This is a genomic window from Kitasatospora sp. NPDC023120 (genome assembly GCF_055560835.1).
In genome coordinates, this window is record NZ_JBVHHY010000026.1 from 22,035 (window position 1) to 35,126 (window position 13,092).

Below are 13,092 nucleotides of genomic sequence, written 5' to 3' on the forward strand. Positions count from 1 at the left end.
GTCGGGGTCACCCCGTCGATGCTGCCGAGCGTGGACACCGCGCCCTTCGGGCCCGGGCTGCCGCCGCTGCCGGGGGAGGAGGGCCGGGCCCGCAACCGGGCGCTGCAGGAGGAGGCGGACCGGCGTGGCGAGCCGCTGCGCAGGTACGCCGAGAAGGTGTACGCGGAGCTGGGCGTCCGGCTGCCGGAGGGACCGCGCGGGCTGGCCATGGTGACGGTGCCGGATCACTTCCTGCAGCTGACCGTGCCGGGCTTCGAGTACCCGCGCAGTGACGCCCCGGCCGGCTACCGGCTGATCGGCGCGCTGCCCGGCCTGGTCGGCGGCGAGCAGTCGCTGCCGTCGTGGTGGGGGGAGCTGACCGGCGGGCGCCCGGTCGTCGTGGTGACCCAGGGGACGCCGGCCAACGCCGATCTCGGGGAGCTGGTCGCCCCGACCGTCGCCGCCCTGGCGGAGCGGGACGTGCTGGTGGTGGCCGCGACCGGCCGCCCGGACGGGTCGGCACACGATCGCCGAGCTGGTGGAGTCGCTCGGGCGCTGAGGCTCCCCGGCCTTGGGCGGAACGTTCCGTCAGCCCCTCACGCCATCAGCCCCTCACGCCATCAGCCCCTCACGCCGTCAGCCCCTCACGCCGTCAGTCCCCGTCGGCGTCGGCCTCGGCGGTCGGCGTGCCGGCGGGCTTGAGACCGAGCTTGACCTCGGCCGTCGTCCAGTCGGTGGCGATCGCCTGCTGGGCGGCGACGAGGGTGACCTGACCCTTGCAGATCGCGGTGTGCAGGTGGGTCTCCACCGAGTCCTTGGGGTTGTTCGGGCCCTTGCCCGCGACGTGGCCGGGGGAGGGCGGCTGGATCCAGAGGTTGCGCGGGTCGTTGGGGTCGCCGCCGAGCTGGAGGCTGATCAGGTGGTCGTACTCGGCGTCGCCCATCGGGCCGGTGTAGCCGTAGGACTTGGCGTTCTCTGCCTTCTCCTTGCCGGTGAGGCTCGCCGGCGGGCGGATGGTCGAGGTGTAGCCGCCCTGCCTGCAGATGGTGTCCTTGAGGTTGTCCTGGTTGACCGCCGGGCTGAGCGCGCCCGGGGTGCAGTTCGGGTCGGGCAGCGGCTGCTGGTCCGCGGTGTAGCGGTAGTGGCAGCTGCCCGGCGCGGGCTGCGGCTGGACCTCGTAGGAGCTCTTCGGGCCGGCGCCGGTCGCGATCGCCGCCGGGGCGGGCTGGGCGGCGTCTCCGCCGGCCGCCGGGGCGGAGCTGCGCCCGGTGGATCCCTTCGGCGTGTGGCCGCCGGACGAGCAGCCTGTGGCTGCGGCGAACAGGACGACTGCGGCCGCGGCCACGGCCAGGGCGCGGCGGGCGGGAGCCGGCACGGGTTCCTCCATCTGGGTGTGCGTGAGGCGCGGCCACCGGGGTGCCGGGGGCCGCGCCAGCGGACACTACCGTGTCGACAGGGCCAAAGGGGTGATGCCATGTCCGGGCGGGGGAAGCCTTTGCCCGGTGCGCGGAACCGTTTCCGCACGCACCCCGGCTCCGGGGGCCCGTGCGGTAGCGGCCACCGCGTCGGTCACTGCACCGGCTACCGCGTCGGTTACTGCACCGGCTACCGCGTCGGCTGCTGCTGCGCCGCGATCCAGTCCGAGACCAGCTCGTCCAGCACCCCCAGCGGCAGGCTGCCGTGCCCGATCAGCTGGTGGTGGAACTCCCGCACGTCGAACCGGGCGCCGAGTGCCGCCTGCGCCCGCTCGCGGTGCCGGACCAGCTCCCGACGGCCGATCAGGTAGGCGGTGGCCTGGCCCGGCCAGGCGAGGTAGCGGTCGATCTCGTTGCGGACGTTGGCCTCCGGAGTGGCGGTGTTGTCCCGCGCGAAGGCCATCGCGCGCTCCCGGGACCAGCCGTAGTGGTGCATCCCGGTGTCCACCACCAGGCGCACCGCCCGCAGCGCGTCCAGCGAGAGCATGCCGAAGCGGGAGAGGTCCGAGCTGTACAGTCCCATCTCGTCCGCGAGCCGCTCGGTGTACAGGCCCCAGCCCTCGACGTGGGCGGTCAGCTGGCCGCTCGGCTTCTGCCGGAACTGCGGCAGGTGGTGCAGGGTCTGGGCGACGGCGATCTGCAGGTGGTGGCCGGGCACGCTCTCGTGGAAGGCGATCGCCTCGTACTCGTAGCTGAACCGGGTCTCCGGGCGCTGGGTGTTGATCCAGTGGGTGCCGGGCAGCCCGCCCGGGCCCGGCGGCTGGTAGTAGGCCAGCGGCGCGGTCTCCGCCTCGATCGGGTCGATCTCCTTGGTCACGCAGTCGGCGATCGGGTACGGGCGGAACCAGTCCGCCGAGGCGGCGCGGGCCCGCTCCAGGGCGCCGTCCACCAGGGCGACGATCTCGGCCGCGCTGCCGAAGCGCAGCGAGCGGTCCTCGCGCAGCGCGGTCAGCACGCCCGCCGGGTCGGTGATGCCGAGCACCTTGCCGCCCAGCTCGGCGAACTCCTCGCGCAGCGCCGCGACCGCGTCCAGGCCGATCCGGTGGACCTCCTCCGGGGTCAGCCCGGGCCGGGTGAAGCGGGCGACGGCGTCGGCGTAACCCTCCGTGCCGCCCGGCACGTGGCAGACGCCGGCCCGGTCGTCGGGACGGGCACCCGGCGCCAACTGCTGGGCCAGCCCGGCCCGGTAGCGGGCGATCGCCGGGCGGACAGCGTCGCGCACGATCGTCCGGGCGCGCTCGTACTCGGGGCGGCCGCGCAGCGGGCGCAGCAGGACGTCCTCGTCCGGGGCGGTCGCGAGGTGGGTGTCCAACTGGGCGACGGCGGCGTCGACCCCGCTGCGCAGCGGGTGGCGGCCCTCGGCGGCGGCGTCCAGGGCGCGGCAGAGGGCGGCGTCGAAGAAGCCGGGCAGGCCGGCGAGCCGTTCCAGGTAGGCGTCGGCGCCCTCGTGGTCGACGGGGGCCATCGTGAGCGAGGTGATGGCCTCGTTGTGCGGGGCGACGATGGTGGCCGAGATGCTGAACTCGGCCAGCCCGTGGGTGACCCGGCCGATGCCGTTGTCGATCAGCCGGGCGAGGAGCCGGTGGGTGGTGCGGTCCTCGGCGTTCAGCCCGCCCGGTCCGTTCGGCCCGCCCGGCCCGCCCGGTCCGTTCGGCCCGCCCGGTCCGCCCGGTCCGTCCGGCGCGTCCAGGGGGATGGCGGCCAGCCGGGTGCGGAGGCTCTGCAGGACCTCGCGGTGGTGCAGGTCGGCGGCGCGCGAGGGGTCGGGCAGCAGGTGGGCGTAGCCCTCGACGCCGCTGAGGGTCGCGTCGAACGGGTTGTGGGTGTTCTCGGCGTCGAAGTACTCGTCCGCGAGTGCGGCGAGTCCGGTGTGCGGTGGCTGCTCGATCACTGGTCCCCCTGATCCGGTGCGGTCGCTGTGGCACGGGGTGCCCAGGGGCGCCCCGATCCCGCCGATTATTCGAAGTGATCGGCGGCGTGGTCAATAGACGGCGGAGGGAGGGGAGTTCCGGCCGTCGCGGGTGTCGACCACACCGCCGAAGCGGGGCCGGTGGCTCAGCGGTAGGCCTCCGGGCAGGCCGGCTTGCCCGCGTCCTGCACCTCGACCAGGTAGCGCCAGCAGTCCGGGCGGCTGCCGTCCCGGTCGGTGAAGCCGTACTCCCGGGCGAGGTCGCCGCTGGACGTCGAGCGGCCGTTCCAGCGGGCGACGTCAGGGTCGGCGGCCAGCGCGGCGACCGCCCGGCCGACGAAGTACGGGGACTCGGAGATGCCGAAGTGCGGCTCGGCGGGCATGGCTTCGCGCCAGTTGTCCTCGGTGACGCCGAAGTGCTCCAGCATGATCTCGGAGCGCATCCAGCCCGGGGTGAGCGCGAGGGCGGTGGCGCCGCGCGGGCCCAGTTCGTGGCCGAGGGCGAAGGCCATCCGCAGCACCGAGGACTTGGCCAGGTCGTAGAAGAAGGAGTTGCGGTAGGTGTCGCGGTTGTACTCGGCGGTGCCGTCCGTCATCTCCACGACCAGGCCGCCCGGGTGCTTCAGCAGCAGCGGGAGGAGGTGGTGGCTGGTGACGGCGTGCGTCTCCACCGCCAGGCGCAGCAGCCGAAGGCCGTCGTCCAGGTCGTGCTCCCAGACCGGGACGCCCCAGCCGAACAGCTTCTCGGCGCCCCAGATGTCGTTGACCAGGACGTCCAGCCGGCCCTGTTCGGCGTCGATCCGCCGCGCCAGGGCGGCCACCTCGGACGGGACCAGGTGGTCGGTCGGCACCGCGATTCCGTGCCCGCCCGCGGCGGTGACCAGGTCGGCGGTGTCCTCGATCGTCTCGGGACGGTCGTACTCCGAGCGGCGCTCCCGGGTGCTGCGGCCGGTGACGTACACCGTCGCGCCGGCCGCGCCGAGCTCGACCGCGATGCCCCGGCCCGCGCCCCGCGTCGCCCCCGCGACCAGTGCGACGCGCCCGTCCAGTGCCCCTGCCATCCGCCTGCCTCCCGGTTCGCCGATCCCTGCGCACGACCGTCACGTCCGTCATGACGGTCACGGGTGACACGACCGTCACGACTGACACGAATGTGCCGACGCCCGTGGGGACGGGCGTCGGCACCATCGTTGCGCAGGGGTCTGACAATCGGCGCCGGAGCGCCGCGGGACGCCGGCGGGCGCGGGGTCAGCGGGCCTGGTCGGCCTGCGCCTCCTTGGCGGCCTTGGCGGCGGCCTCCTTCTCGTGCTTCTCCTTGATCCGCGCGGTCTCCTTGCGGACGTCCACCTGGTTGGCGCGCTCGTGCTGCAGCCAGAGCGGGTTCTCGGCCTTGATCGCCTCGATCTGCTCGGTGGTGAGCGCGTCGGTCACGCCGCCGCGGGCGAGGCCGGAGATGGAGATGCCGAGCTTGGCGGCGATCACCGGGCGCGGGTGCGGGCCGTTCTTGCGCAGCTCCTGGAGCCACTGCGGCGGCTCGGCCTGCAGCGCGTTGAGCTCCTCGCGGGAGACCACGCCCTCCTGGAAGTCGGTCGGCGCCGCGAAGAGGTAGATCCCCAGCTTCTTGGCCGCCGTGGCCGGCTTCATGGTCTGGCTGGTCTTCTGCTTGAGCGATGTCATGGTGACAAGGGTAAGGGAGCGCGCGGGCTCTCCCGGTCACGGTCGGTAGCCTTGCCCTGTGACAGACATGCAGGTGAATCCCTCCTTCCGGCTCGTGTACGTCCCGGGCGTGACCCCCGGCAAGTGGGCCAGGGTCTGGGACGAGCGGCTCCCGGACGTACCGCTGGACCTCCTCGCCGTCCCGGTCGGCGACGGCGAGCGCACCCTGCGCGAGGGCGGCGCGGACGCCGGGCTGGTCCGGCTGCCGGTCGACAAGGACGTGCTCAGCGCGATCCCGCTGTACACCGAGACCACCGTCGTGGTGTTCCCCAAGGACCACTGGCTCGCCGCCGCCGAGGAGGTCACGCTCGAAGACCTCGCCGAGGAGGTGGTCTTCCACCCCCTGGACGACACCCTCGGCTTCACCGCCGACACCCTGCCCGGCCGCCCCGCCATCGGCCGCCCGGACACCACGGCGGACGCGATCGAGCTGGTCGCGGCGAACGTCGGCGTGCTCCTGGTGCCGCAGTCCCTCGCCCGGCTGCACCACCGCCGGGACCTCACCTACCGGCCGATGACGGAGGCGCCGCAGTCGCAGGTGGCGCTGTCCTGGCCGCAGGAGCGGACGACGGACCTGGTGGAGGAGTTCATCGGGATCGTCCGGGGCCGTACGGTCAACAGCTCGCGCGGGCGCGGGGCCGGGCAGGCCGCGGCCGAGGCCCAGCCGAAGAAGGCGGCTGAGGGTCGGCGCAAGCCGCCGCAGCAGCAGAAGGCGGGCGGGCAGAAGACCGCCGGAGCGAAGGCGGGCGGGGCGAAGCAGCCGCAGCGGGCCGGCGGGCAGAAGCCGAAGCCGGCGGCCGGTGGACGGGGCGCGGCGGCGGCCCGGCGCGGCAAGCCGAAGCGGCGCGGGTAGCAGCCGGTGGCGTAGCGTCGGCCCCGTTCCGTCGAGTCGCGGTGGGAGGAACGGGGCCATGTGGCATGACCTGGTGGTCGTCCAGATTCCGATCGTCGAGAAGATCCTTCGCACGGTCGCGGTCTACGCGCTGGTCCTGGTGCTGTTCCGGATCGCCGGGAAGCGCGGGCTGGCGCAGCTGAACACCTTCGACATGGTGGTCGTCTTCCTGCTCTCCAACGTGGTGCAGAACGCCATCATCGGCAACGACAACAGCCTGTTCGGCGGCGCGATCGGGGCGGCCACCCTGATCGCGGTGAACTCCGTGGTCACCCGGTGGCTCGCCCGGGACCCGCGGGCCGCCCGGATCCTGGAGGGCACGCCGACCACCGTCGTCCAGGACGGCAGGCTGGTGCCCGGCGCGCTGCACAGCCTGGCGCTGCGCCCGTCCGAGCTGGAGCACGCGATCCGGGTCCAGAACGGTGACACCGTGTCCGACGTCGCCCGGGCCCGGCTGGAGCCGGACGGGCAGCTGCTGGTCACCCTCAAGGCGAGCGAGCAGGGCGCCACCCGGGGCGACGTCGAGGACCTGCGGCGGCGGTTGGAGACGATCGAGCGGCTGCTCGCCGACCTCGCGGACGGACGGCGACCGCCGCGCTGGCGGTGGGGCGTACGGCCGCTCGGACGCGGGCGGTCACGGGTGGGCGTCCGCCGTGGCGAGGGCTTCGGCGCGGCGGCGGCGCGAGGCCGTGAGGGCGGCGGCGCCGGCGAGGGCGAAGCCGAGGGCGGCGGAGACGAGGTGGCCGACGGTGGTGAAGTCCGGTAGCGGGCCGGACCATTCGCCGTCGCCGGAGACCGGCCAGGCGACCACGAAGGCGGCCCAGGGGAGGCGGGCCCAGCGGGGCAGGGCGAGGGTGGCGAACGCGAGGGAGGCCTGGGCGCCGTAGCTGATGCCGTAGTCCGAGTCCTGCCGGACGCTCTCCGGGTACCAGCCGTGCCGCAGGGCGACCAGGATGACGACGGCGGTGATCAGGGTGGCGCCGATGTGCCCGCCGAGGAAGACGGCGGCGGCGCGGCGCGTGCCGAAGCGGCGTTCCGCCCAGGCGAGGCAGCAGCAGACGCCGAGGCCGAGGGTGATCAGAGTGCCGCCGAAGCCGGTGGAGGTGATGTCGGTGAGCGTGCCGTCGTAGAGCAGCGCGCTGCCGAACAGTGCGGTGACCGGGTGGTCGTGCAGGTTGTCGAGGTTGGTGCTGATGTAGGCGCGCAGGGCGTCGGCGCGGTCGGCGGCGAGGAAGTCCTCGACCCAGACGTGTCCGAGGAGGAGCAGGCCGACGTAGCAGAGCGTCAGCGGCGAGCGACGCGGATACGTCCGGACGGCGCGGAGCAGCCGGGCCGGGAGCCCCCGTGGTGATCGAGCGTTCATGGTTCCTGATGCTGCCCCAGTCGAGCCGATGGTCCGACCGGCGCAACCCCGCCGGCCCCGCCGTGACCCTACCGGCCCCGCCGAGCGCGCGCTTACCGCCGCCGCGCCCTCCCCGGCGGGCCCCTCACTGCCGCGTTCTCACGGGCGGGCTCCCACCACCGCGCTCTCACCGGCGGGCCAGGGTCGCGGTGAAGGGCCGCGGGGACAGCGAGGAGCTGCGGGCGGGGCGGACGGGGCGGCCGGGGGTGGGGGTGATGGTCCAGCGGGCGGCGATGGTGGCGATGGCGAGGACGGCTTCGGTGGTGCCGAAGGTCTCTCCGATGCAGCGGCGGGCGCCGAGTCCGAAGGGGGTGTAGGTGCCGGGGGCGGGACGGGCGGTGGTGAGCCAGCGGTCGGGGTCGAAGCGGTCGGGGCAGGGGAAGACGTCGGCCCGGCGGTGCAGCAGGTAGGGGCTGTAGAGGATGGTGGCGCCCGCCGGGATTCGGTGGCCGCCGAGCCGGGTGTCGGCGGTGACGGTGCGGCTGAGGATCCAGACCGGCGGGTAGAGCCGCAGGGTCTCGCTGACGATCCGGGCGGTGAGCGGGAGGGCGGGCAGGTCCTCGTGGCGGGCGGGGCGGCCGTCGAGGACGGTGTCGAGTTCGTCGTGCAGGCGCCTGCGGACGGCGGGGTTGGCGGCGAGCAGTGTCCAGGCCCAGGAGAGGGTGGCGGCGGTGGTCTCCATGCCGGCCAGCAGGAAGGTGACCACCTGGTCGTGGATCTCGGCGTCGGCGAGGCCCTGCCCGTCCTCGTCCTCGGCGCTGAGCAGCACGGAGAGCAGGTCCCGGTGGTCGGTTCCGGCGGCACGGTAGTCGGCGATCAGCCGCCGGGTGATCTCCTCGAGGTCCTGCCGGGCGCGCCGGAAGCGGCGGTTGCCGGGGGTGGGGATCCGGTCGGCGCCGGGCAGCGGCATCATGACGCGGCGGCCGACGCCGCGGGTGATGACGTCCATGCTCTCGTGCACCGGCAGCGAGCCGGCCCGTTCGTGCGCGGCGAACAGGCAGCGGGCGGTGACGGCGGTGGTGAGGCGGTACATCGCGGCGGGGACGTCGACGGTGTCGCCGTCGCGCCAGGGGGCGGTGGTGCCGGCGATCTCCTCGGCCATCATCGCGGCGTAGCCGGGCAGCCGGTCGCGGTGGAACGCGGGCTGCAGCATGCGGCGTTGGCGCCGGTGGGCGGCGGCGGGGCAGGTGGCGAGGCCGTCGCCGAAGACCTCGCGGGCCTTGTCGAGGACGAGCCCGCCCTTGTCGTACGTGCGGTCCTCGGTGAGCAGCCGGCGGACGAGCTCGGGGTGACAGGCGACGTACGCGTCGAGCGGGCCGAGCCGCAGCCGCACGAGGTCTCCGTGGGCGGGCAGTCCGGCCACGAAGTCGAGCGGGCGCCGGATGAAGGCCGGGGCGTGGCCGAGCAGCGGCAGGCCGCCGGGGGCGGTGGCCGCGGTGAACCGGGTGGTCGGGAGGAATTGGATCGGCACGGGCGTCACCTTGGGTCGGGTGGGAAGGACCGGAACGGTTCGTGCTCGAGGATCTTTCCCGGCCTGGGTCCGTGAAACGATCGTGGACGGGCGGGTGGGGTGAACGCGGGGGCGCATGCCGAACGTCCGTGCGCCCTTGACGTTTGACGGATCGTTTACCCCGCCGGAGGCGCCGGGTGGGCCCGACGGCGGCTCCGGGCGCCTAGACTCGCAGTCCTTGCGCGACTACCGGTCAGTAGAACTGGGCAGCACTACCGACCGGCGAGGAGCCGCCGGGTCCGGTGCGGATCCGGTGCGATGACCGGACGGCGGAAGTCCGGCAGGGAATGGGGAGTTCGGATGACCGACGAGCGGGTGCACGCCTTCACCGACGACGCCCTCGGCCGGCACGACGCGGTGGCGCTGGCCGTCCTGGTGCGGTCCGGCGCGGTCAACCCCCGGGAGCTGGTCGGCGCGGCCGTCGCCCGCGCCGCGCGGGTGGACGGCGGCCTGCTGCCGGTCGCGCACGCCTCGTACGACCAGCCGCGGATCAGCCGGGAGGGCATCGGCGGGCCGCTGTGGGGCGTTCCGACGTACCTCAAGGACAACGTCGACCTCCGCGGCCTGCCGACCGGGATGGGCAGCGAGGCCTTCCGCGCCCGGCCGGCCCGCCGCAACGCGCGCTTCACCGACCAGTTCCTCTCCACCGGCCTGGCCGTCCTCGGCAAGACCCGGCTGCCCGAGTTCGGCCTCAACGCCTCCACCGAGTTCGCCGCCGCCCAGCCGGTGCGCAACCCGTGGAAACCCTCGCACTCGGCCGGCGCCTCCTCCGGCGGCGCGGCGGCCCTGGTGGCCTCCGGCGTGGTGCCGATCGCCCACGCCAACGACGGCGGCGGCTCGATCCGCATCCCGGCGGCCTGCTGCGGCCTGGTCGGACTCAAGCCCACCCGGGGTCGGCTGGTCGCCAACGCGCAGGGCGCCAGGCTGCCGATCGACCTGGTCACCGACGGCGTGCTGACCCGCTCGGTCCGCGACACCGCCGCCTTCTTCGCCGCCGCCGAGCGGCACCGCCGCAACCCCGAGCTGCCCCCGCTCGGCCTGGTCGAGGGCCCGGGCGGGCAGCGGCTGCGGATCGGCCTGGTGGTGGACTCGCCGATCGCCAAGACCGACGAGCCGACCCGCCGGGTGGTCGAGGAGACCGCCGCCCGGCTGGAGGCGATGGGCCACCGGGTCGAGCCGGCCACCCTGCCGTTCGGCGAGGAGTTCTCCCGCGACTTCGTCGCCTACTGGGGCTACATCGCCTGGGCGATCGCCCTCACCGGAAGGCTGCTGATCGACCCGAGCTTCCGCGCCGGGAGGCTGGACGGGCTCACCACCGGGCTGCGCCGCCGGTTCCAGGCGCAGTTCCGGCAGACGCCGGGCGTGCTGCGGCGGCTGCGCCGGGCCGAGGGGGTGTACCGGGGGATCTTCCACGACCACGACGTGATCCTCTCCCCGGTGCTCGCCCACACCGCCCCGCCGATCGGGCACCTCAGCCCCAACGTGGACTTCGACGAGCTGATGGACCGGCTGATGCGCTACGTGGCCTTCACCCCGGTCAACAACGTGACCGGCGGCCCGGGCATCGCGCTGCCGGCGGGCTCGGCGCCCGACGGCCTGCCGGTGGGGGTGCACCTGTCGGCGGCGCACGGGCAGGAGCGGGTGCTGCTGGAACTGGCCTTCGCGCTGGAGTCGGAACAGCCCTGGCGGCGGATCGAGGACTGACCCGGAGGCGTCGCGGCGCGGGCGGCGGCGTCACCACCGGCGTTCACGGCACCTGCGCTCTAGCTGCCGACGGTCACGCGCGGGCGCTCACGGCGTCGGCGCTCACGGCGTCGGCGCTCACGCCGCCGGCGCTCACGGCGTCGGCGCTCACGGCGTCGGCGCTCACGCCGCCGACGCTCACGGCGCCGGCGCGGCCACCGACCGGGCCGCCTGCACCTCGTGGTGCAGCCGGGCCAGCGCGCAGTCCGGGGCGAGCGCGTCCGGTTCCACCTCCGGCAGCGGCCGTCCGGTGCGCAGCGCCTCGGCGAGGTCGGCCAGCTCCCTGGTCACGGCGCCGACCTCGGCCGCGGTCGGGACGGGCGCGCCGTGCTCGATCCGCACCCGGGTGGCGGTGGTGGTGTCCACGATCCGTTCGACCGCGATCACCATCGGCCACCAGGCCTCCGCCCGGGCGCCGACCGGCGGCGGTTCGGTGAGCGCCCGCTGGAACTCGCTGCGCACCGCCGACAGGTCCCGGTAGAGCCGGCGCCGGTACCGGGCCCGGGCCGGCTCGTCCCGCCCCGGCGCGGTGGTGAACGCCAGCGAGACGTACGAGGCGGTGTCCTGGACGGCCTCGGCGAGTCGGTCGCCGATCCGGGTGTGCCAGGACTCCGGCCACAGCAGGTAGCCGGCCAGCAGGGAGATGCCGCAGCCGATCAGCGAGTCGTACAGCCGGGGCGGCACCAGGTGGAAGCCCTGGTGGTTGAGCAGGTCGGAGAGCAGCAGGATCACCGGGGTGATCGCCGCGGTCTGGAAGGCGAAACCCTTGGCCGTCATCGCCGGGATCAGCATCGCCAGCACCGCCATCACGGGTACGTCCCACCAGCCGCGCGGCACGGCCGCGAGCACCGGGATGGCGATCAGCAGCCCGACGGCCGTGCCGAGGGCGCGTAGCACCGCCCGGGAGAACACCGAGCCGAAGTCCGGCTTCATCACGAAGACGACGGTCAGCGTCACCCAGTACGAGCGCGGCACGGTCAGCACCGAGACCAGCACCTGCGCCAGCCCGATGCACAGCGCCAGCCGCAGCCCGTACCGCCAGGACGCGCCGGACAGCAGCAGCGCCCGCGCCGCCCGCCGGGCCCGGACCTCGAGCCCCGCGGGCCGGCCGAGCCGGTCGTCGGCGGCGTACGGGTCGGGGTCGGCCTCGTGCACCACGGCGGCGGCGTGCCCGATCGCCTCCCCGAGCGCGCGGGTGGACGGGCCGAGCGGTGCGGGCAGGGCGAGCTGCGGCACGGGCCCGGTGCGGCCCCGTTCGACGGCGGTGGCGAGTTCGCGGACGGCGGCCGGGTAGGCGGGGGACAGCGGGCCGAGTTCGGGCGGGAGCAGCTGCGCCGCCGACACCCCCTCGACCACCGGGATCACCGCGTTGAGCTGGGCCAGCAGCCGTACCAGGGCGGGGGAGCGGCCGTGGCGGCGGGCGCGGCGGGCGAGCAGCAGGTCGTAGGACTGGTTGAGCGACTGGGTGAGTTCGTGGCGCCGCTCGTCGTACCCGGGAGTGCGGGTGGCCTCCAGCAGGTCCGCGACGGCGCGGTAGGTGCCGGCGACCACCGTGCGTTCGGGGACGCCCTGCCGCAGCGGCCAGGCGAGCAGGGTCAGGCCGAGCACCACCAGGCCGCCGAGCAGCAGCAGCCCGGGCGGCAGCCACCAGGGGGAGGGCAGCGGCAGGCCGGCCCCGACCACCGCGTTGAGCAGCAGGAGCAGCCCGGAGACGGAGACGACCGCGCCGATCGAGGAGATCATGCCGGAGACCAGCGCGATGACGGTCAGCACCACGACGGCCGTCCAGCCCGAGCCGTACACGAGGGTGCCGACCAGCACCCCGAGGGCGCCGAACAGCTGCGGCACGGCGATGTTGAACACCCGCATGCGGTAGGCGTCGGCGGTGTCCCCGATCACCCCGGACAGCGCGCCCATCGACACCAGCGCGCCGTAACCGGGTTCGCCGACCGCGGTGCCGACGGCGAGCGGAGCGGAGAGGGCGACCGAGGCGCGGGCGACCGCCGCCCAGGGGACCGGTGTGGACCGGGGCCGCAGGCTCTCGGTCAACCAGGTGGGCGGGGCGAGCCGTCCGGCTCCGCTGGGTCGTGCCATGGGCCCAACCTACGCCGGAGCCCGCGCGCGGCCCGGTGCAACACATACGGGAAACGGATCCCGGGGCGGTGCGGTTCAACGCCGGGCGGTTCAATGCCGGCGGTTATGTCAATTCCCGAAACATACCCCGTCTTATGTCCGCCTCCGAAACATAAAGCGAACCGTGACAGGCGTCGTGAGCTGCTCCGATTTTCCCAATCGGCAACCCACGGGAAAGGGTTGACACCATTACTTGGTCTAGTCCAATGTGTGAGGGGCGTGGTCCGGCAAATCCTGAGGCGAGGTGAGAGGCCTTGCCCGGCGGGAGAGTTGGGCCCCTGGCGTGGCGCCGAGGCGTGGCCGGGGCCCGAGCCGACAAGGAACGTGTGCGGA

Annotated in this window: 10 protein-coding genes and 1 pseudogene; 4 read left to right on the top strand and 7 right to left on the bottom strand. The window is 74.4% G+C overall.

All coding sequences use genetic code 11. From position 1 onward, the window contains the following. The first annotated feature begins 30 nt into the window (after window positions 1–30). A complete protein-coding gene (locus tag ACZ3TI_RS31460) occupies window positions 31–681 on the top strand; it encodes a glycosyltransferase (protein ID WP_465732204.1) in 651 nt (216 codons plus the stop codon). Here the strand turns inward: ACZ3TI_RS31460 and ACZ3TI_RS31465 are convergent. From ACZ3TI_RS31465 to ACZ3TI_RS31480, 4 genes are all read right to left on the bottom strand, one after another. Next, window positions 632–1,366, bottom strand: a complete 735-nt coding sequence (locus ACZ3TI_RS31465; RefSeq protein ID WP_465732206.1) for a hypothetical protein — start codon at window positions 1,364–1,366, stop codon at window positions 632–634. The genes ACZ3TI_RS31460 and ACZ3TI_RS31465 overlap by 50 nt on opposite strands. 218 nt (window positions 1,367–1,584) lie before the next feature. Next, the gene (locus ACZ3TI_RS31470) at window positions 1,585–3,345 is read right to left on the bottom strand and encodes a DUF885 domain-containing protein (protein ID WP_465732208.1); all 1,761 of its coding nucleotides are present in this window, start codon (window positions 3,343–3,345) and stop codon (window positions 1,585–1,587) included. 164 nt (window positions 3,346–3,509) lie between these two features. Further along, the gene (locus ACZ3TI_RS31475) at window positions 3,510–4,424 is read right to left on the bottom strand and encodes an SDR family oxidoreductase (protein WP_465732210.1); all 915 of its coding nucleotides are present in this window, start codon (window positions 4,422–4,424) and stop codon (window positions 3,510–3,512) included. 187 nt (window positions 4,425–4,611) lie between these two features. Then, window positions 4,612–5,040: a DUF5997 family protein gene (locus ACZ3TI_RS31480; protein WP_465732212.1), complete on the bottom strand. Its 429-nt coding sequence runs from the start codon at window positions 5,038–5,040 to the stop codon at window positions 4,612–4,614. A 58-nt stretch (window positions 5,041–5,098) separates the two neighbouring features. Between ACZ3TI_RS31480 and ACZ3TI_RS31485 the strand changes: the two genes are divergently transcribed. Further along, window positions 5,099–5,932: a LysR family substrate-binding domain-containing protein gene (locus tag ACZ3TI_RS31485; RefSeq protein WP_465732214.1), complete on the top strand. Its 834-nt coding sequence runs from the start codon at window positions 5,099–5,101 to the stop codon at window positions 5,930–5,932. 193 nt (window positions 5,933–6,125) lie between these two features. After that, window positions 6,126–6,458, top strand: a pseudogene (locus ACZ3TI_RS31490) (DUF421 domain-containing protein); the annotation flags it as partial. A gap of 147 nt (window positions 6,459–6,605) precedes the next feature. Here the strand turns inward: ACZ3TI_RS31490 and ACZ3TI_RS31495 are convergent. Further along, entirely contained in the window at window positions 6,606–7,334 is a 729-nt protein-coding gene (locus ACZ3TI_RS31495; RefSeq protein WP_465732216.1) for a rhomboid-like protein, read from the bottom strand. A gap of 166 nt (window positions 7,335–7,500) precedes the next feature. Further along, the gene (locus tag ACZ3TI_RS31500; protein ID WP_465732218.1) at window positions 7,501–8,844 is read right to left on the bottom strand and encodes a cytochrome P450; all 1,344 of its coding nucleotides are present in this window, start codon (window positions 8,842–8,844) and stop codon (window positions 7,501–7,503) included. A gap of 339 nt (window positions 8,845–9,183) precedes the next feature. Here ACZ3TI_RS31500 and ACZ3TI_RS31505 point away from each other — a divergent pair, with 339 nt between their 5' ends. After that, the gene (locus ACZ3TI_RS31505) at window positions 9,184–10,587 is read left to right on the top strand and encodes an amidase (RefSeq protein ID WP_465732221.1); all 1,404 of its coding nucleotides are present in this window, start codon (window positions 9,184–9,186) and stop codon (window positions 10,585–10,587) included. Window positions 10,588–10,764: 177 nt separating this feature from the next. Here the strand turns inward: ACZ3TI_RS31505 and ACZ3TI_RS31510 are convergent, their stop codons facing one another. Next, a complete protein-coding gene (locus ACZ3TI_RS31510) occupies window positions 10,765–12,720 on the bottom strand; it encodes an FUSC family protein (protein ID WP_465732222.1) in 1,956 nt (651 codons plus the stop codon). Window positions 12,721–13,092 lie beyond the last annotated feature (372 nt).